At 47.9% G+C, this 19,617-nt stretch carries 17 protein-coding genes and 1 pseudogene; 3 read left to right on the top strand and 15 right to left on the bottom strand.

What is annotated here, in order from left to right; all coding sequences use genetic code 11:
- Positions 1-232: 232 nt before the first annotated feature.
- Positions 233-682, bottom strand: a pseudogene (locus DWX62_RS22260) (DNA methylase); the annotation flags it as partial.
- Between the two features lies 1 nt (position 683).
- On the opposite strand from DWX62_RS22260, the gene DWX62_RS21805 reads away from it, so the two are divergent.
- Positions 684-854 (top strand): hypothetical protein, encoded by a 171-nt coding sequence (locus tag DWX62_RS21805; protein WP_004308139.1) that lies wholly within the window; start codon positions 684-686, stop codon positions 852-854.
- 274 nt (positions 855-1,128) lie between these two features.
- Here DWX62_RS21805 and DWX62_RS22485 read toward each other — a convergent pair whose 3' ends face one another.
- The 4 genes from DWX62_RS22485 to DWX62_RS10445 all read right to left on the bottom strand — a co-directional run bounded on the left by DWX62_RS22485 (position 1,129) and on the right by DWX62_RS10445 (position 3,580).
- The gene (locus DWX62_RS22485) at positions 1,129-1,773 is read right to left on the bottom strand and encodes an IS66 family transposase (RefSeq protein WP_004308138.1); all 645 of its coding nucleotides are present in this window, start codon (positions 1,771-1,773) and stop codon (positions 1,129-1,131) included.
- Entirely contained in the window at positions 1,770-2,684 is a 915-nt protein-coding gene (locus DWX62_RS22480) for a transposase (RefSeq protein ID WP_279387157.1), read from the bottom strand. Before DWX62_RS22480 ends, DWX62_RS22485 begins: the two co-directional genes overlap by 4 nt.
- Positions 2,685-2,796: 112 nt before the next feature.
- Positions 2,797-3,141 (bottom strand): IS66 family insertion sequence element accessory protein TnpB, encoded by a 345-nt coding sequence (gene tnpB / locus DWX62_RS10450; protein WP_074759520.1) that lies wholly within the window; start codon positions 3,139-3,141, stop codon positions 2,797-2,799.
- 4 nt (positions 3,142-3,145) lie between these two features.
- Positions 3,146-3,580, bottom strand: coding sequence for a hypothetical protein (locus tag DWX62_RS10445; RefSeq protein WP_004308135.1), 435 nt, complete (start codon positions 3,578-3,580; stop codon positions 3,146-3,148).
- Positions 3,581-4,116: 536 nt separating this feature from the next.
- Between DWX62_RS10445 and DWX62_RS21950 the strand changes: the two genes are divergently transcribed.
- Positions 4,117-4,287 carry a hypothetical protein gene (locus tag DWX62_RS21950; RefSeq protein ID WP_008643590.1) on the top strand — a complete coding sequence of 57 codons (171 nt, stop codon included), beginning with the start codon at positions 4,117-4,119 and terminating at the stop codon, positions 4,285-4,287.
- Positions 4,288-4,482: 195 nt separating this feature from the next.
- Positions 4,483-8,448, top strand: coding sequence for a hybrid sensor histidine kinase/response regulator transcription factor (locus DWX62_RS10440; RefSeq protein WP_120172814.1), 3,966 nt, complete (start codon positions 4,483-4,485; stop codon positions 8,446-8,448).
- A 97-nt stretch (positions 8,449-8,545) separates the two neighbouring features.
- Here the strand turns inward: DWX62_RS10440 and DWX62_RS10435 are convergent, their stop codons facing one another.
- The 10 genes from DWX62_RS10435 to DWX62_RS10385 all read right to left on the bottom strand — a co-directional run bounded on the left by DWX62_RS10435 (position 8,546) and on the right by DWX62_RS10385 (position 19,446).
- Complete coding sequence (locus DWX62_RS10435; protein WP_004312651.1) at positions 8,546-8,932, bottom strand: fimbrillin family protein; 387 nt, start codon at positions 8,930-8,932, stop codon at positions 8,546-8,548.
- Between the two features lie 85 nt (positions 8,933-9,017).
- Positions 9,018-9,509, bottom strand: a complete 492-nt coding sequence (locus DWX62_RS10430; RefSeq protein WP_004318655.1) for a hypothetical protein — start codon at positions 9,507-9,509, stop codon at positions 9,018-9,020.
- Between the two features lie 2 nt (positions 9,510-9,511).
- Positions 9,512-9,964, bottom strand: coding sequence for a hypothetical protein (locus tag DWX62_RS10425; protein WP_004312652.1), 453 nt, complete (start codon positions 9,962-9,964; stop codon positions 9,512-9,514).
- A gap of 81 nt (positions 9,965-10,045) precedes the next feature.
- Positions 10,046-11,326 carry a fimbrillin family protein gene (locus tag DWX62_RS10420; RefSeq protein WP_120172813.1) on the bottom strand — a complete coding sequence of 427 codons (1,281 nt, stop codon included), beginning with the start codon at positions 11,324-11,326 and terminating at the stop codon, positions 10,046-10,048.
- Positions 11,327-11,662: 336 nt separating this feature from the next.
- Complete coding sequence (locus DWX62_RS10415; RefSeq protein ID WP_008771115.1) at positions 11,663-11,953, bottom strand: helix-turn-helix domain-containing protein; 291 nt, start codon at positions 11,951-11,953, stop codon at positions 11,663-11,665.
- Between the two features lie 120 nt (positions 11,954-12,073).
- Complete coding sequence (locus tag DWX62_RS10410; RefSeq protein ID WP_008775183.1) at positions 12,074-12,271, bottom strand: reverse transcriptase domain-containing protein; 198 nt, start codon at positions 12,269-12,271, stop codon at positions 12,074-12,076.
- Positions 12,249-12,599, bottom strand: coding sequence for a reverse transcriptase N-terminal domain-containing protein (locus DWX62_RS10405; protein ID WP_004308130.1), 351 nt, complete (start codon positions 12,597-12,599; stop codon positions 12,249-12,251). The genes DWX62_RS10410 and DWX62_RS10405 overlap by 23 nt, the downstream gene beginning before the upstream one ends.
- A gap of 972 nt (positions 12,600-13,571) precedes the next feature.
- On the bottom strand, positions 13,572-14,333 hold the full coding sequence (locus DWX62_RS10395) for a glycerophosphodiester phosphodiesterase family protein (RefSeq protein WP_004308129.1): 762 nt from the start codon (positions 14,331-14,333) through the stop codon (positions 13,572-13,574).
- Positions 14,334-14,376: 43 nt separating this feature from the next.
- Positions 14,377-16,269, bottom strand: coding sequence for a RagB/SusD family nutrient uptake outer membrane protein (locus DWX62_RS10390; RefSeq protein ID WP_004318653.1), 1,893 nt, complete (start codon positions 16,267-16,269; stop codon positions 14,377-14,379).
- 18 nt (positions 16,270-16,287) lie between these two features.
- Positions 16,288-19,446: a TonB-dependent receptor gene (locus tag DWX62_RS10385; protein WP_004318652.1), complete on the bottom strand. Its 3,159-nt coding sequence runs from the start codon at positions 19,444-19,446 to the stop codon at positions 16,288-16,290.
- Positions 19,447-19,617 lie beyond the last annotated feature (171 nt).

Here is a 19,617-nt window from a genome sequence, read left to right as displayed (position 1 = left end):
ATTGGGTAATTCTCCCAAAGTCCTTTGTATAAGGCACAAACAAAAGTTTTCCAGAATTAGCGAAAATACTGAATATATGGCGGATTTGCCATGACGATTTACTTTCAACACCCTATTTTGATATAATCGAGGGCTTGTTGTATGGTATCCTTGCCATTATGTCATATTGATGGAAAAAGCAGGAAAAGGAATGGTATGTTCCCAATCCTGCCATATATATCCGCACACTCGTTCACATTTTTATACCTTTCGGTTTGCACTCGTCACGGACGTTGAATCCCGGCCGCCCGATGATGATGTGGTCGGCAATAAAATTGCCAGACGGACTGCGTTCATTCACCGAGCTGCGTATCTGCGGCACATCTTCGGTGTGTTGTGGAGATACGTTTCGTACACCTTCCGCATCCGGTTTGACCTCCTGTCCGTCATTCTCCTTTTCGGCGACTTCGGGCGTAGGCGGCTCAAGCTCCAACTGTATCTTTCGGTCGAGTGCTGCAAGTTCGGACTTCAACTGTTTCAGTTCGTCCTCCTTCTTCCATACCTTCCCGGCTATCTCCTACAACTGTGAGACCTCCTTTTCCTGCACCTCGTTCTTCGCCTTGTACTGGTCAATGATGGACGGAATCCTCTCCAATGCGTTCAGGAAATTGCGTGCGGTGGCTACCGGGTCAGCCATCGCCAGCATGCAGCCTATGTCATACAAGGATACTGATACTACGGGAGAACCTGTCGAGCATGTGACAGAACCGGACAAGCAAATTGCGCATTCGGCTCTCGGTGACTACGGACCATTCAGTGTGAAATATGCCACGAAGGACTTTCTCAGCTACGGGAACAAAAAGTTCCGCATATAGATTCTGATTTTGCTTGTTACAGATGGAAGCAACGGCAATATGCCAGAGGAGGCCGGGCTATACAAAAAATAAGGGGCTGTACACATGCGTCAGCTCCTTGTTTTTAAGGGGTAAGCGACTGCTCAACTACATCTTGTGCATTCAATTTTTCAGTGGGATGCACTCCATTGTAAGTGCATCTCAATTTCCATATACCAACTTATCTCAGGGTTGTCATTGAGTGTCAGTCTCGCTTTTTCCCGTTTTTTCCTGCATTTTCCCGGAACTGTCCTGATTATTTTCTCCATACATCCGGTAGCAGTTCCTTCAGGTCTCTGTCTGATTTGGGAGCCAGATAATAGGGGAGTTTACTGATCACATCATTCAGCCACTCTCTGGGGTTGACACCACGTTCCTTACATGAGCCAAGCAAGGAACAGATTATAGCCGTATTCTCAGCCGCTTCGTGGTTTCCGCAGAACAGCATGTTCTTTCTTGATATGACCAGTGGCCTCAGGGCATTCTCACAGCGATTGTTGTCAATGAAAATTCTTCCGTCATGGAGATACGGTTTCATTCTTGGCAGCAGGGAGTAGGCATAGGCTATGGCTTTTCCCATAAGACTTCGTTTTAGAACTTTAGGGTATGTGTTTTTAAGCCAGAGTTCAAAGCTGTCAAGCATCGGTTTGGATAGACGTTGGCGTAATTCAGCACGTCCTTCATACGGGAGTTCCTGTTTATCCGCCATGTATTCCACATTATACATATCCTGGATAAATTTGAGTCCCTGCATGGCATATTCCAGATTTTCTTCCTTGCACAGCTCTATATGTCTGCGGATATGCGCGAGACACCCACACAGACATACGTCCTCCCCATCCTCAAAGGCGTCATAAATGGGATGGCCGTCACTTTGGAGATATCCTTTGAAGTTTTTCAAAAGCCTGACCGCAACTTTTTGTGAACGCGATCCGTTGTCGTAATGGAAGAAGGCAGACGCGGCACAGCCGCTCGGACTATCCAGATGTATTCTTTTACGGCTTTATGCCTGTCGTGGTTTATAACCGGAAGCGTGGTCTCGTCAACCTGGAAGTAATCTGCGGCCAGTACTTTCTTCCTGAGTTCCAGATAAAGTGGCCTGAGAAGCTCGCAGACCGGTCTGAACCAGCCGTCCAATGTGTTTTTGGACAGTTTCACACCCAGATGTTCCAGCTGTTTCACTTGTCGGTAGAACGGGACATGATATTCGTATTTCTGTAAAAGGACCTCAGCGAGCATGGAAGCCCCTGGCATACCTTTATATATGGGCATCAGTGGCATGGGAGCGGTTATTACAGCCTTTTCTCCGTTATCAACGGCCTCCATTTCATTTTTCAGGGCGTATGTGGGACGTACCGTGTCTTTCACATAGAGGTAGCCGGGTTTCATCTCAAGGGTCCTGGTATGTTCCTCGCCTATCTTGACGTATCTGCTTAAATCGACATTCTCCGGTTCGATGACGACTGTTACAACCGGAAGGTTATCCATGACGACCCGGTTACGGCGCGGCGTTTTATTGGCGGCCCGGGACTTGGGGACGGTAATCTGTTCAGCCGCCCTGCTCCGGGCATCTTCGATTTCCGCCTCTATCTGTTCCAGGTCGCCATAGTCAAAAGGGAGCTTCGGGTCTCCGTTATCGACAGGCTTGCATTTCTCACTCATCTTTCCGAACACCTTCCTCTTCAGCCATGCCAGGGAGGCGTTCAACTCAACTATCGTACCCCGGAGTTCTTCTATGGTCCTTGCCTGGGCTGAGATGATCTCACTCTGTTTACGGTTGATATCCAGCAGCTGCTCCATTGAGGGTTCCACAGCTTGTCCGGTTGCATCTTCTTTTGCCATTCAATATCTTTTTTTTGATGATATAAAGATAGTCAAAAACAACAAGAAAAACAAGCCTTCAAGCTGTTTGTTTACAACTGTTTTACCAATGCTTTTTCAAATTGGAAAGCCGTCTTTGCCTGCCTTTGCTGACATCTTCATTGATGCCTTCCACCATAACGACCAGGTCACTCCAGGTCATGGGGTAAGAACGGGTGGCAGGATTATAGGCGGGTATCTTGAAGGTGCCTTCTTCAAGCAGTTTCTCATAAAGGACCAGACCGCCCGGTTCGGCATGGAGCAATTTTATCTTGGTCCGGAAACGGTTGTAGAAAATGAATACCTCCCCACTTCTGATGTCGCCTCCCATCCTCTCATGCACAAGGCCGCAAAGAGTGAACATACCTTTCCTCATGTCCGTATAACCGGGGCACAGGAAATATCTCATGCTGTCATTTAGGCAGAACATTGGCATTATATATTTTAGAGATCAGATTCAGGGCAGCTTCACAGCCGGAAGACCCTTTAAACTTCAACTTCAATCCGTTGGGTAATTCCAAGGATATTTCAGAGCTGTCCTTTCCTTTCAAGGGAAAGGGGACGCTAGGCTGGGGAGATGGCAGGGGAGCCTCGTGAGATATACCGGGGGATGGCGTGTCGCCATTGATTACTATGGGGACAAAGCTGTCTTTAACCCCTAAGCGGGAGGCTTCTGCCAATAACTCCCGCTCCGTTATACCGTATTTTTGTTTCCAAAGATAGAATCTACTACGGCTATAACCTTCATTCTCACAAAAATCAGCAATGGACAAACCACTCTGCTGCTGACGGAAAAGAACGGAGATAAATTTTTCTCTGCTCATCATGTGTTTACGTCGCTGCATCATAGGATATTATTTTTTTTGCAGCAAAAGTAAGGAGGGAAAATGAACTGTAGAAGATGTACTTACTCAGGCGCTTACTTTAAGGGGATATTCGACTTTTAGCCCCCAAAAAGATCAATATTGTTATGTACAACCGTCCAACCTGCGGGTAAAGTGCGCAACTCGGATCTGGACAGCAAGCTGAAAAGAGGCACAAGTATGTAGGCAACCCTGTTATAGCACCGGAATCTGCTGTGTCGCATGAATCAACCGTAGTCCCCGTGAAAGGCATGGCTATACCGCCAAGGGCTGTGGATGAAGTCGCAATGCGGAAAGCCGTCCTTTCCCAGGCAGTTCTCAGGAAGTCTTAAGAAAGAGGGGATAAACATCTGATACGGACAACTCGCAATACGATACGCAACGATGAAAGTGGTGAACAAATCTGGCACTAACGGATGCGCCTCTTTTATATGATTATAATATTAACAAGAAATGCCCGCCATTGTTCTTAAATGCGAATTATAACTTCTTACTGTTGGAAGATTATCTATAAATCGGGCATGAGGGTAAGAGTGCTTACAAACAATTCGGCCCGCTTTATTGGGGGCTGCCAAACCTCGACCGGCACCTGTACCACCCGCGGATATAAATTCGGACCGGAGGTATGGATGGTATTCCGCACACCGGACCAACGTACCCTTGCGGACAGTCCCGAGCCCGGCAAGCCATAATTCCGTCGGGTCAATTGAACAACCGCCTCTCGGAATATGTTCATATCATGGGCCGGTCCCGTATGCAGCTATTTTCCGGGGTACATGACATTGAGGACATACCGCCTGATGCCGACATCCGAGGTTATGTTTAAATTTGTATATTAATTTATATTTTTATATATTTGCAACAGTTGTTGTCTAATTTACATCAGAATGACACGTGTTCGGAATATGGGAAGAATACTGTCCGCATTCCTCATGCTGGGAATTTCCTCCATGTGCGGAGCCCAGATATATAAATACTTGGGAATAGAGGACGGATTGAGTAACCGGAGGATTTACCGTATCCAAAAAGACGGGAGGGGATACATGTGGTTCCTCACCCAGGAGGGGATGGACCGTTATGACGGCAAGCGGATCAGGCATTACACTGTTCTTGACGGCAATCTGAAGGTGGCCCCGCAAGTCAATCTGAACTGGCTCTACACCGACACGGAGAACACGCTGTGGGTTGTGGGAAGGAAAGGCCGTATTTTCCATTACGACACCCTCCATGACCGTTTCCGGATGGTATACAGGATACCCGGTCTTCAGGATGACTTCGCCACGGGCATGCTCTGTTACGCCTATATGGACCGTGGGGACCGCATATGGCTCTGTCAGGGTGACCATATCATCCGCTATGACACCCGCACAGGCATTGCGCAGCGGCTGGTCTCCCGTTTAAGAGGTGATATAACCGCTATCAGCGAGACGGACGGTACAAACCTTTTCATCGGTACCGTGAACGGACTTTTTCCGGTACGGGAAAGGGACGGTGTCCTTGAGGCGCTTGCGGACACGGACAGCATCCGGACGCCGGTCAGCGAACTCTACTACCACCCCGGTTCGAAGAAACTGTTCGTGGGAACCTTCAGGAAGGGCATACTTGTATACGGAGTGTCCGCAGGCAGTACGCTGCGGAATGTGGCCGTCAACCGGATCACCCCTCTCAATGACCGGGAGCTGCTGATAGCCACGGGCGGAAGGGGGGTATACAGGATGGATATGGACTCGCTAGTGCCCAAACCCTATATAACCGCCGACTACGCCAGCCACAACGGCATGAACGGAGACAATATCAATGACATTTATGTGGATGGCGGGGACCGTATCTGGCTTGCCAACTACCCCGCCGGAGTCACAATCCGGAATAACCGCTACCAGAGCTATGAATGGTTCCGGCACTCACCGGGCAACAGCCGGTCGCTGGTTAACGATCAGGTGCATGATGTCATCGAAGACAGCGAAGGCGACTTGTGGTTCGCCACCAGCAACGGGATCAGCCTGCTGCAGCCTGCGGTAGGACGGTGGCGCTCCTTTCTCAGCCGGTCCGATGGGATACAGGATGGCGGGAACCATATCTTCCTGACGCTCTGCGAGGTCTCGCCGGGTGTCATCTGCGCCGGCGGGTACGCTTCGGGCCTGTACAGGATCGAAAAGAAAACCGGGAGGGTGGAATACTTTCCCCCCTCCTTTGCAGCAGAGGGGCGTCCAGACCAGTATATCAATGACATCGGAAAAGATTCCGGAGGATGTATATGGACAGGGGGCTGCCACAATCTCAAACGTTTCGATCCCCATGACGGCACAGTACGCCTGTACCCGGTCCCGGGCCCCATCACCGCCATACTGGAGAAGGCTCCGGAATGGATGTGGATCGGTACCGGCATGGGGTTGTACCTGCTTGACGGGCACGGGGGGACCTGCAGACATATCGCCTTTCCAGTCGAGGCGGTTCATGTCTATGCACTGTACCAGGCACCGGACGGGCTCCTGTATATCGGCACCGGCGGGGCGGGACTTCTCGTCTATGACAGCGTGGAGGACAGGTTCGTCCGCCAATACCAGACCGAGAACTGCGCCCTGATATCCAATAACATCCATACCATTGTCCCCCGTGCGGACGGCACCCTGCTACTGGGGACCGAAAACAGCGTGGCCCTGTTCCGGCGTGAGAGCGGCACTTTCAGAAACTGGACGGCAGAACAAGGGCTGGCAAGCGTATGCCTCAATGCCGGGGTATCCACTTTCCGGCACGGGGAAAGCTTCGTGTTCGGGAGTAACACCGGAGCCGTCATGTTCCCCTCCGACATGAGGATACCCGCCCCGCATTTTTCTCGGATGCTCCTGCGGGATTTCATGATCTCCTACCGCCCCGTCTATCCCGGGGACAAGGGATCCCCCTTGAGGGAGGATATTGACAATACCGTCAGGCTGGAACTTGCATATGACCAGAATACCTTCTCCCTGGAAGCTGTCTCCATCAACTACGACTATCCCTCGAACATCCTATATTCATGGAAATTGGAGGGGCTCTACGAGGGCTGGAGCCATCCGGTCCAGAGCGGGCGGATACAGTTCACGAGCCTGCCCCCAGGCAACTACACCCTGCGTATCCGTGCCGTCTCCAATGAGGAGAAATACAAGGTGTATGAGGAAAGAAGCCTCGGTCTGAGTGTCGCCCGGCCGCTGTGGGCGGGTACATGGGCCATTGCCGGATATGCGTCATTGTGTGTGTTGGCTGGGGTGGTGTCTTTTCGCGTTGCCATGTTGCGCAGGCAGAAAAGGATATCAGACGAAAAGACGTGCTTCTTCATACATACTGCCCATGATGTCCGTACTCCGCTTACGCTGATCAAGGCTCCGCTGGAAGAGGTGGTGGAGAAAGACATGGTGAAGGCGGAGGGGATGGACAATGTACGGATGGCCCTGAAAAGCGTGGACGGACTTCTGGGATTGGTCACCAGCCTGATAGATTTCGAGAGTACGGACAACTACACCTTGAGACTTCATGTCTCGGAATATGAGCTCAACAGTTATCTGGAGACGACCTGTGAGGCATTCCGCACATATGCCTCCATCAGGGACATCGATATCACCCGTGAGAGCGGCTTCCCTTACCTGAATGTCCGGTTTGACAAGGACAAAATGGACTCTATATTGAAGAATATACTGTCCAACGCACTGAAGTACACTCCACGGGGCGGGAGTATCCAGATCCGTGCCTTCGCGGACCGGCATGTATGGGGTGTGGAAGTGGAAGACACGGGGATTGGCATTCCACCTGAGGAACGGAAGAAACTGTTCAGGAACCATTTCAGGGGCAGTAATGCCGTCAATCTGCAAGTGGCGGGAAACGGTGTCGGACTGATGATGGTACATAGGCTGGTAAGGCTGCACGGAGGCAGGGTCCGCGTTACCAGTACCGAGGGGAAGGGGACCATGGTATGTGTTATTTTTCCCCTGAGGAGCAGACGCCTTGACAAGGCATGCCCCGTTGCTTCGCCCAGGAAACAGGATACCGGGGAAACCCGCATGGGACCGGATTGCGGCCCCATGCGTGAGATCCTTCCAACAATGACCGGCGGGGACCGGCAGCGTATTCTTATTGTGGAGGACAATGACGATTTGCGGACCTACCTTGAGGGGCTGCTGAAAGAGGAATACCTGGTCCAAACCTGTTCCAACGGACGGGACGCGCTGCTTGTGGCGAGAGAATACAATCCGGACCTGATACTTTCGGACGTTATGATGCCTGAAATGGGAGGGGACGAACTTTGCGCGTCCGTCAAATCCGATATTGAGACATCCCATATCCCGGTCATGCTGCTGACCGCCTTGGGAGATGAGAAGGACATGCTGGAGGGGCTGGAAAACGGAGCTGACGCCTATATCACCAAACCGTTTAGCATAAACGTGCTCAGGGCGAATATCAGGAACATACTGGCAAACCGGGCACTGCTCAAACGGGCATACGCCGGTCTTGAGGACGGAGTCGGACAGGTTCCGCCGGACTGCCACAATACCCGGGACTGGAAATTCATGGCCTCCGTAAGGGAATGCGTCATGAAGAATATCGACAACCCCGGTTTCTGTGTGGACATGCTCTGTGGCATGCAGAACATGAGCCGCACCGGATTTTTCAACAAGTTGAAGGCGCTCACCGGCCATGCCCCGGCTGACTATATCCGCTCCATGCGGCTGCAATATGCGGCACAACTGCTCAGGGAAAAAGACTGTTCGATAACGGAAATCTCGGATGACTCGGGGTTCTCCGATGTCAGATATTTCAGGGAGGTGTTCAGGAAGTACTATGGAATGAGCCCGAGTGAGTACAGGAATTCGATGAGAGGATAACATCACGGGCAGACAGACTCCAGGATATGGCAGGTCTTATTGTCGGAGATGGTGTATGTTTCGCTCCGCACCGACAAGCCGGGCACGGTTAACTCGTTCACCGTAATGATGAAGGCGAACAGCCGCCCTGCCCCAGTATTGAGGCTCGTGCCTGATAGGGATAGTAGAAATAATAGTGTTCGTCCAACAGCCCGCCTGTGAGCGGTGTCGGACTTTCAGTTTTCCATACGAGACCGCCCGTGTCGGCATCCCTCTCGGCTGTCAGTTTCACGTTGGAATAGACTGTTTGAGTGCCCCGCACCACGTATAGGCCGCAGGCCCCGCCTTCGGAAAACTTGGTTTGGCAGCCATTCTCCACAGTACGGGTGGTTTTGCGAACAGCCGACGTATATCCACCATCGGTAACGGAGAAAGTAAGTTGCTGCGCCTTGTCTTGGTTGCCCGGGAGCTCTTCTTGCGTACAGGCGGCAAGCGATAGGAGCACCGCCGCCGGAATCGAATGTAGAATGCTTTGCTACAGTTTCTTTCTTTAATGTGATTAAAAAGCGCACACGGCCAGAAACCTAACTTTATAAGTACTTATCATTACTTTCCAGAGTGGCATCTGGAAAGTGTATGGCATATGCATTGTTAGGGCTATAATATGCCTCCGTAGACGACCAGTAAGAGGTGGTATAAATTGGCGTCGGACCGCCGGCAGCGACGAGGGATGGGTTGACTATATAATTCCAAATTTCGGCATTCGGAAAATCTTTCATCATAATCTTATCATCAGTAAGTCGGGCTGGGGTTAGTCTGCCTGTGGGGTCAGTGTCTTTCGGTATACAGAAGACGACACCGGCGACCGTCTTGCCCGCTACGGATTGCGGCTTCGGGTCTGCGATGACCTGAGCTTTCCCATTGGGATAGCGTTTGCGCAGTCCGCCGTCCGAAGTGCTCCTGCCCGAATAGATGTAGTCCCCAGCCTTCACTTCATCGGCAGTGTAGTGTATTGTTTTGGCTACCGCCACATTCTCCTCGCCGCCATCAATCCAGGTGTTGCCCGGCACCGTCTGCACCACGTCTATTTCATTCGTTTTTCCTCCGTGACACCTTCGCCCGCCATGAGCGTGAACTCTACTTTTGCCATGCGGTGGTTGAAACGGAGGCTGACGGCTTGGTCATAACCTCCCACTACGGTGACGTATAGAAGGCCGAAGCCGGCATACCCGCCACTTTGGTCGATATCGGCATTCGGAGTCCGTGCCGTGACACATGTCTCGGTAGTGCTCTTCCGGTAAATGGTGTTTTCAGCATCCTTTGGGACAGTATTGCCCGAGGCGTCCATTACGTACCTTTGGAGGCTGAGCATGCCATCCAGCATCACTCCTATCTCCTTGCCGCCGGCACGGGGGTGCGGTTGCGCCACCTCCGCTGTCAGTCGCAATGGGTACTTGCCATCGGGTAAACGTGTAGTAGATTCTCCCGTTTCCATCTTGCCGCAAGAGACGAGTAGCCCGCCCGCGAGCATCAACATCGGCTACCAGCCGCTGATGCGCATCCATCGTCCGGAATATCCTGTTCCTTTCACATCGTTATTTTTCTTTGTTTTATGTGGTTAGAAAGCGCACACGGCACGCACATTGAGTGCGCCGTCCTTTTCGCTGAGCTGTGCGAAGGCATTGTAGAAATACACGCTAAAAGCGCCATTCTTATTACTGGGGCTCTCCGAAGAAGACCAGAAACGTTTATGGTTATTGCGCGGTGACAATGCGTCACCGCCAACGGCGGAGATGGAGACTTCGACTATATCCCTCGTCTCTGTGTTGTCCCGTGTGTACGCAATATTATCGACATCCTTATAACATAGCATGTGCAGTTCCTTTACCGACGGCAAGAACCATCCGGTGCTGTTTGCCGGGGCTGGATTATTTGCGATAAATGTTTTCAGGACCTCAGCAGGATTGACCAAGGCATCGGTTTTGCCGTTTGTCTTGCAATATCCGTTATACGCCCACAGCACTTTCGTGTTCTGGTAACCGAGTATCCTGTTTATGTTGCCGGTCGCATCGAAACCAGTGGCAATGTTTACGTACTCATCCTTATCGACAGGATTGAAATCTGTTCCTCTTTGAAAATCCGCCACCCAGTCGTTAACGTTTTGCCACGAGACGTTGCCCGGAGCATCTTTAATCGACACGGCAAGGCCATGGGTGCAATTGGGATGTTCTTTCACCATAATCTTGTCGAAATCCAGAGACGCCGGCGTGATCCGTCCTTCAGGATTGGTCTCTGCCGGTGTCCAGAAGACGATGGCCGCCACGCTTGCCTTCTGCTCCTCGGTCAGGGTAGTACCCTTAGGCAGCAGGTTGCCGTCGGCGAGCAGGTAATCTCCCCGTTGCATCGTGTAGTCCTTTACAGTTGTCACCGCGCCGTCCACCTTGTATCTCTTGTAACTGCCGGTAGAAAGGCCGGACGGGGTTATGGTGAACTCCTTGCTTCCCTCGTCATAATGTCCTTCGATAGTCGGTGCGGGAGTCGCGTGATTCACCAAGTAGCGGTATGTACCATCGTTCACGCGCAGCGGCTGGGCAATGCCAGAGAATGTAGTGGCGGGTAACACGGCGTAATCAGGAATCCTCTCGTCGGTAAACTTGTATTTAACGGTATTCGGCATCTCGATGACGGCCAATGCCATACGATGGTTCATGGTGAAAGAGAGGTGGAGGGTGTTGTCTTCCCCTGTCGTTGCGGAGCCTTCGGCAGTCATCAAGTCGGAGGCGGTATATGCCGCATGAGTACTTTGGTCGTCCTGAGGCTGCCAAGCGGAAACCAACGGGGCGAAGAATTCCGTGTCGGTCAAGGCTGAGCCTGTGGGAGTGGCAGTCTTTCCGCTCATATCCGTTTAGTAGGGATAGTAGAGGTAGTAGTGCTCATCCGACAATCCCCCCACAAGTGTCGTGTTGTCCTTGGACTTCCACACGAGGTCGCCCGTGGCGGCATCCCTCTCTGCGGTCAGTTTCACGTTGGAATAGAGGGTTTGAGTGCCGTGCGTCACGTATCGCCGTCAGGCATGTTTTTCCTGCCGCTATGAACAACGGCGGGGGTATATGGTTATCCGGATGTTGCCGATGGAAAAAATCGGCTGGAAGAAGAAATAAATTTCTCGCAACGTTTCACAACAGCTTTGACCTGATGCTTTTCAACACACGCCACACCGTCATGCCTGAGAGCTTTATTCTCTTCCTAAGCAGATAGTTGGCAATCCGTTGCGCTCCCCATCTTCTTGTCTCACGCACAGATTAAGGATAATGGTTTCAATTTCAGGTGTTATCTTCATATTGGCAAGTCTTGATGAACGTTTAGACTTATCGGACAATTCCGACTTGCCTTGTTCTTTCTCGCAATTTATCCAACGGTATAACGTGGAACGGGTAATCCCGCACCGAAGGGCAGTTTTTGTCACAGAACCCGTTTCGACGTATAGCTCAAGCCATTTTTGGCGCATCCGTATATCTTCTTTCATGCAACGAAGATACGGATTAAGATTTGCCAACGAAAAGAAAAAGTGTAGCGTATCTATTGATACTTTGCAATTAAATACTACTCCGCTTTTCAGCCATCTCCTTAATACCAGCCTGTCAATCTACACATTGTTGAGAAGCCATTCATGATTAATATGATCAAAACAACCCTTAATGTCACCTTCCAGTATCCATTGTGGTAAACAGTCTCTACTCAACCATCTATGAAGTGCGTCTATTGCATCCGCAGTACTTCTAAACTTTCTGAACCCATATGAGTTCGCATCCGCTTCACTTTCAGTTATAAGTTCTAAAGCCATAAGATATATCCTGCACGGCTCTGTCCTTCATGGTTGGTATTCCCAAAGATCTTGTCTTGCCATTTGCTTTGGCTATGTTGACCTTCCTCAGCGGGAAGGCCTTATATCCTCTCCTTTTCAATAAACATATAGCTTCTATTTTCTTGGCATCAGTGTCCCACTTCATATGGTCAACCCCTGCCGTACGTTTACCTTTATTGGAAGTTACTTTCCTTATCGCCAATGCCTTGGCTTCGTAGGAAGTGGCAAGTAGGTACCGTAAGGCCTTTACCTTGTTGTACCTCTTTTCTTTGTGGGCCTTTGCTATTCGGACCTGCAGTTTTCTCACTTTACGCTCATATTTGGAAGAATCGATATCTTTTCATGTCGTGTTTCGTACGGTTAAAGATGCACACTCGGCTTTTGCCTTGCTCATTTGCAGTTTCTTCATTTTATTAAAGTTCTACAATCGTTTCACAAAGAATTACCCTGCGGAAGTCTGCCTGATTTCGCATGGGGTGATGTTTAAACCTCTATCCTCCGCATTACACAGAATCATTCACTTTCTCCGCAATCCTTTACCCGCACCACATTCGGCTTTTCTTGCAATTGGCTTACCTGCCTGACATAGACAGGAGAAATACGGGTTTACCAAGTTCCGTACAAGTAACTGACGCCCGACTTAGAGCCCGCCCCTCCACCGCCAGTATGATGTCCGTGTAGCCTTACATTCCCAAAAGACTATCCTGACTACCCACCTTTTGGCTATAGCTTATAAATATCCGTAAGCTATTTCTTTATTACGATGGTGTAGCGATTCACATATGTTACTCATATCAGTCAGCCTAACAGCCTATACATTGGATATTTCTGTAAAGGACTGCATTGTCAAGAGGGCTTCGCACTAAACCATGACTTGGTAAAGCACGCCTCTTTAGACTACTATTGACAGAACAATAGGTTCAGGCACAGTGCTGAACAATTACTTGTACGACTTCTTGTCGCACGGAATACCTAAAGATACAAAAAGGCCAACTAATTCGCAATAATTTGGCTATGAATTAGTTGGCTAATTTTATATTATTTAATAAATACCCCTATTCAGTTCGATTAATGGAGCTGAACTATAAATTTGGACGTTTGCCTTCTTATACAAGATTGACATTCATTGTTTCCGCTATTGTTTTGTTTTCAATCAGCATTCAACTGTATCAACATGAACAGTCGTTTGAAAACTTGAAACTCATTTTCCAAAAACATAAATAATCAACAGATTATTAAAGGTAATCAGTTGGACTATACATTATCTCAGAAAATATATCTATTTGACCTTCATTATATCTTTCAACAGTCCCAACGGCTCATCTGTAGTGATAAAGTCGACTTTATCCCAAAAGTATTGCATGTCCTCTTTTTTATTAACCGTCCATACATTCACTTTTAGCCCCAAGGCATGGCAACTTTCAATCCAATCGGTATAACGGTAAAATTCAGAGAAGTGATAATCCGGTCCGGCACTACCCAATTCTTTCAGTTGTTGTGGAGATAAGTCCCCTTTCAGATAATATACAGGAGTGCTTGTGGGAGCCTGACGGATCAGTTCCTTTAATGCGTGAGACGAAAAGGTGATATATATCATCCGGGGTTCGAGTCCCATCTTCTTTATCATCGAAACGATCTCTTCAACAGCTTTTATCTCCCGTTCGGGTTTACTATGAGCTTTCAACTCCAGCACCAGCTTCAAAGATGTTTTCCGCTTAGCTGTTTCCAGAAGCTCTTTTAAGGAGGGTACGCATTCTCCATTCGCTAACCATAACCCGGTTAATTCCTTCAGAGTGGACTCTTCAACCTTATGCCCTTGAATAATCCCATCATGGCTAACCACCAAACCATTATCTTTTGTCAGCCAGACATCAAACTCCGAACCATAACATCCTATAGAATCCGCTTTCAACAAAGATGTAATGCTATTCTGTGCTGATCCTTGGGTTTTCCAGAAACCACGATGGGCAATCACCCGTGTTTGTGCCGAAGTATTGGCAATCATAAACATAATTGCCAATAAACACATTACCTTTTTCATTTTGTCCTTTCCTCTAATTGTTAGTTATATAAGAGCTGATTCTCTAGTATCCCGGATTCTGCACTAGATTGGGATTTACTTCTATCTGATCTTGTGGAATAGCAAGCCAATAGTTCTTGGGAGCGGTAAAATTACGAACGCCGGTTTCTTTCATGTCCGTAAGTTTATAAAAACTATCAGCGGTTTTTCCGGATAATGTCCAGGATTTCTGATAACGCATCATTTCAGTATGGGCAATTTTCCAACGGCGCATATCATGGAAACGTCTGCCTTCCATAGCCAATTCAATGGAGCGTTCATCATGTAATATTTCGCGCAACTTCTCTCCTGAAGGAATACCACCGGCTTTTGCCCATGAATCTGCAAAGGTAGGTAATCCGCAACGTTCACGTACTTTATTCAAATAGGACAGACTGGCAGTACTCAGTGTGCCGCTATATTCGAAATCCGCTTCTGCATAACTCAGATAGAGTTCGGCCAGACGCATATAAGGAAAGCACCAACGGTTGTAGGTTATTTGATCGGTAGTCCTATTATAGGTATCATATTTAGACACCCATTTCTGACAATAATAACCGTTGTCCGTTTGATACTCATCCTTGGCATTGCCATTATTCTGCTGCATTTCACCACGTCTGCATTTGAGCACTATTGTCTTTCCCTGCACGTCATAATTTCCACGATCAAAGCCAATAGAGGCATAAAAGCGCGGATCACGATTCCTGTGAAAACGTACCGTACTATCACCTGGTGCAATGGAATACGGATCAAGCTTCTTAGTCTCGGGGTCATCTGCCCAAGGTAGACCGTTCTTGGTATAATACCTACTCACACAATCCCACGTCGGGAATAAGGACCCTCTAAAACCTTTGGTCGAATAACTTGTAAATTCAACACGAGGAGCCATATTCTTGATACAGTAGGAAATAGTTCCCTGTTCAGCAAAGCCAAACAGGACTTCATTCCAGTTAAATCCGCTACCACTGATCCCATCACCGACAAAGGCTTCATGATAGTTTTTCTTCCCTTGCTCCAAGTCATTGGTCGAATTTCCATAAAGTTTGTAACCGTTCTCTTCGCAAAGGTCTATGGCCTCTTTGGCAGCATCCATCGCTCTCTTCCACTTTTCCCGGTCATAAGTCTGGTTAATCAGAAAAGTGCCGTCGGGGTTTTTAAAGTCGGAATAAAACTCACTATTCCCATTGACTAACGGCGAGGCGGCATAAAGCAACAGCCGAGCCTTGAAAGCCAAGGCAGCAGAAGAGGTAGCCCTGTTTCTCTTACTTGAATCCCATACGCCAGGAAGTAATCTAGCTGCTTCCGAATATTTATTGGCAATGAAATCGACACATGTATCATAAGGAGAACGGGAGGTCATCATCTCGGCCGGAGAACTTTCCATTGGTATTTCCTTGTCAATAATAACTATCGGTCCATAGTACTCCAGCATGATCTGATGATAATACCCGATCAAAAACAGCGCTTCACCTTTCCACCAGCTCAGGTTTTCGGGGGTAATGTCCGATACCCTATCCAGATTATTAAGCACATTATAGCAATTGCGGATACTTTCCCATACTGCTTTCTTCACAGCACCCTGCGGATAAGATTTTGCTGTATTGCTCCATAATGAGTAATAAGTCGTTGTTGGGGATTCTTCCCCATAAACCAGACTGCGGAAATGAAACCAGCGCGTTGTTCCTCCTTTGCTCGTTATGATTTCGTTTCCTCCGGTAAAATCAGGAAATTGTTGGGGATGGAAATAGTTAGGGATATTCGCGTAGCAAGACAGTACCATTCCTTCAGCCTGATATTGTGTTCGGTAGATATCATCCACGGTAGCAGTACCTTGCGGAACCACATCAAGAAAATCACATGATGCCATCATTAAACAGCCGATTGCCGACAGGCATAACTTTGTATATATATTTTTCATAACTTATTCTGTTCTTAATTAATAATGAAACTGAATCCCGATCTTGGCCGTGCGCTGTAGCGGATATTTCAAACCATTCCCACTTCCCATTTCAGGATCCCAGGTACTGAACGGAGAGAATGTCAGCAAATTAGTACCTGCTGCATACACACGCAGCCACGGGAAGAAGGAATAGCCCAGTTCGGCATTCTTCAGGCGCAGGAAAGCTGCGTTACGTAGGTAATAAGTGCTGGTTTGCGCATTGTTCGTGATAAATTCGGGTGATAATCGGGGATAGGCGGCACCGGCTACATTATTGCTTTCCGACCAGTGGTCATCAACGATATACTGTGCAATGTTATATCCTTTATGGCCCGCTTCGCTGAACGGATGAATATCGCTCATCATTAAACTGACTTTGGCCACTCCCTGGAAAAACAGAGACAAATCCCACTTTTTATACTTCAACGTTCCTCCAAAACCATAGATAATCTCCGGAATTTCAGGATTGCCGATAATCGTCCTGTCATAACCATTCACCACGTTATCACCATTCAGATCTTTATATTTAATATCTCCCACCGTATAATTTCCGAACGACTGTTTGGGAGATCTGTCTATTTCCTCCTGAGAAGTAAACAATCCGTCAGACACATATCCCATAATACTGTTTATCGGGTGTCCGATTCTTGAAGAATAGGGTTCTACATTCACCGGTTCGTCTATCTCCGTAATCTCATTATGTGCATAGGTCAGACTACCGTTCAGGCGGAGCACCCAATCTTTGCCAATTACTTTGCTGTATGCTACACTCATATCCACACCCTTATTCTTTACCGAGCCAATGTTGGCATAAGGCAGCATACCTGTCACTCCCATTGTTGAAGGGACGGACGAACGTTGCATAAAAATTCCACTACGGTCTTCCTTGAAATAATCAATGGTTATATCCATAGATTCAAGAAGGGTCATATCGACACCTAAATTCAGCTTTTTCGATTTCTCCCATGTAGCGTTCGCATTACCATAAATATTTACAAGCGGCCCATTCACGCGGGTACCGCTACCAGTCCACCAATCCAAATTATTATTCATACTGACTTCTGTTACATAGGGAAAGCGAGTGGCAAGCGCATCATTTCCGGTCAATCCATAAGTAGCTCGGATTTTCAGAGTGGAAACTGTTTTTTTTAACGGTTGGAAAAACTTTTCATTAGAAATAGTCCATCCTAGGGCAATCGCAGGGAAGAATCCGAAACGATGCCCGCTTCTGAAATTCTCCGAGCCATTATAACCAAAGGTAGCCTCAAGCAGGTAACGCTGACCAAAACTGTAGGTCAGACGTCCGGCCATCCCTTGCTCACGGTAAGGAAGAAGATCTTTTTCAGCTCCGCCGTCCTTCACTTTCTTGGTTTCTTTCATGTGGTAAACAAGGGTAGCTCCCACATCATGTCCACCAAACTGGCGTGAGTAGTCCAGCGCTCCCTGTAAAGACCAGACACTCTCTGTCGGATCACGCCCGGAATTGCTCTTCAGATAAGGTTCTCCCGGCTCACCGATAGTCGAAGTCTTATAAAGGTAGTTTCCCTGATCATCCATCGTATAGTCATCAGATACTTTATAGTAGAAAGGTACAATCCAATGATCCAGCCAGTTAAAACTGTAATTATAGAAAGATGCCAGTCCGGTGAGTTTTAACCCTGGTGTGACAAACTTCAAGTCCTGTTCGAGATTGAAAGCGGTCGTCATATAGACATAATTTCGTTCCGTATAACCTTCACTCAATTTGGCGTAAGGATTCGGCTCTGATTTTCCCACATCCCACGGATCATTGCTACCGTAGCGGATGTATGTATCCCCTGGTTCAGCAGGAAGTGTAGCAGGAAAACGTACGGGATTCCCATGCATGGAATAGGCGAACAAATTCCGGGTACTTGTTTTGGGGGCATGGTGGTAGAACAACTGCGTATTCATATTTAGCCCCACTTTCGTCGTAGAGGTAACACGGGCTGTCACATTACTCTGAAACAGGTATTTCTTGTTGCGCATACCCACATCAAGCTTATCTTCCTTGGGTTGCCGGATGATACCATTTTCATAGAAGATTCCAGCATTCAGGAAGTAATCCACATTTTTGCTTCCGCCCTTGATGGAGATATTCAAATTCTGATTAACGGCGAAGTCTTTGAACAACATACTGTACCAGTCATTGTTTGGGAACAGGTAGGGATTTGCATTGGCACGTGTTTTATCTATCTTATCCCGGCTATAGAAAGGCTCATACTCTTGGTTATTGGCAATAGCCTGATTATAAACGGCTTCATTATACATATCCATGTAAGTCGGGCCATCTGCCATTTTCTGCACATAGGTAGGCATGGAGAAAGTATTATCAAAGCGGATATCTACAGACATTTTCTCGGAAAGCTGTCCTTGCTTGGTAGTAACGATGATAACTCCGTTAGCCCCCCGTGAGCCGTATAGGGACGTTGCCGTAGCATCTTTCAGCACAGAAAACGACGCGATAGATTCTGGAGGAATATTGTTCATCATCGTAGCGTTGATTTCCACACCGTCAAGTATGATCAGCGGTGAGGTATTCGAACCAAAAGTTGATATACCACGTATATAGAATTTCGCCTCATCAGAGCCTGGTTCACCCTGTGTTTGTACGGCGATGATACCTGGAACGTTCCCGGCAAATGAAGTACTAAGATTACTGGATGTCATCTTCAGGTCTTCCGGCTTCACTGCCTGCACAGCTCCCACGAGGGATTCTTTCTTTTGTTTGCCAAAACCGACCACGACCACTTCATCCAGCATCATACTCCTGTCCGGAGTCAAATTAACGGAAATGAACTTCTTATCTTTTACCACTACCGTTTTCTTCTGGTACCCAACATATGAAATGGTCAATGATGCGTTCTTTGCCAACTGTATAGTGAATATACCGTCCACATCTGTTATAACCCCGTTCTGCGTTCCACTTTCCAATACGGTAGCTCCAATAACAGGCTCTCCGTTTTCGTCTCCCACATATCCTTTCATTTCTGCTTTTACTTCTTTTTGCTGGCTCTCGTCGATCTTTCTATTATCTGCCGCCGTTACAACGGAAACGGGAAATAATGTGAAGGCTAACCATAACAGGATGCAACAGCTTTCGCTGGTAAGGCATCCTTGTTTTACTTTACAGTTCATATATCAATAGATTTTTTGATTAGTAGTGTAGATTTTTCTCTGAAATACAGGGAGGTGTGTCGTAATGCACGATGTACCCTCTTTTTTATTCATTACTATACAACTCTGTTCATTTTCTTTTCTATTATTCATTGTGTGTGCAATTTATTTTATAATTATTTCTTTGACTTT

Origin of the sequence: Bacteroides sp. AF20-13LB (assembly GCF_003603065.1) — a bacterium.
Classification (GTDB): Bacteria; Bacteroidota; Bacteroidia; order Bacteroidales; family Bacteroidaceae; genus Bacteroides; species Bacteroides uniformis.
The sequence above is the reverse complement of the archived record's forward strand: the minus strand, read 5'-3'. Positions and strand labels throughout refer to the sequence as shown.

Excerpts from the sequence above, each read along its gene's own strand:
- DWX62_RS21950 (WP_008643590.1), top strand. The coding sequence starts at position 4,117 with ATGAGGGTAAGAGTGCTTACAAACAATTCGGCCCGCTTTATTGGGGGC.
- DWX62_RS10385 (WP_004318652.1), bottom strand. The coding sequence starts at position 19,446 with ATGAACTGTAAAGTAAAACAAGGATGCCTTACCAGCGAAAGCTGTTGC.
- DWX62_RS10415 (WP_008771115.1), bottom strand. The coding sequence starts at position 11,953 with ATGAAAGAAGATATACGGATGCGCCAAAAATGGCTTGAGCTATACGTC.
- DWX62_RS10445 (WP_004308135.1), bottom strand. The coding sequence starts at position 3,580 with ATGATGCAGCGACGTAAACACATGATGAGCAGAGAAAAATTTATCTCC.
- DWX62_RS10440 (WP_120172814.1), top strand. The coding sequence starts at position 4,483 with ATGACACGTGTTCGGAATATGGGAAGAATACTGTCCGCATTCCTCATG.
- DWX62_RS10395 (WP_004308129.1), bottom strand. The coding sequence starts at position 14,333 with ATGAAAAAGGTAATGTGTTTATTGGCAATTATGTTTATGATTGCCAAT.
- tnpB (WP_074759520.1), bottom strand. The coding sequence starts at position 3,141 with ATGAGATATTTCCTGTGCCCCGGTTATACGGACATGAGGAAAGGTATG.
- DWX62_RS10390 (WP_004318653.1), bottom strand. The coding sequence starts at position 16,269 with ATGAAAAATATATATACAAAGTTATGCCTGTCGGCAATCGGCTGTTTA.
- DWX62_RS21805 (WP_004308139.1), top strand. The coding sequence starts at position 684 with ATGCAGCCTATGTCATACAAGGATACTGATACTACGGGAGAACCTGTC.
- DWX62_RS10410 (WP_008775183.1), bottom strand. The coding sequence starts at position 12,271 with ATGGCTTTAGAACTTATAACTGAAAGTGAAGCGGATGCGAACTCATAT.
- DWX62_RS10425 (WP_004312652.1), bottom strand. The coding sequence starts at position 9,964 with ATGTTGATGCTCGCGGGCGGGCTACTCGTCTCTTGCGGCAAGATGGAA.
- DWX62_RS10420 (WP_120172813.1), bottom strand. The coding sequence starts at position 11,326 with ATGAGCGGAAAGACTGCCACTCCCACAGGCTCAGCCTTGACCGACACG.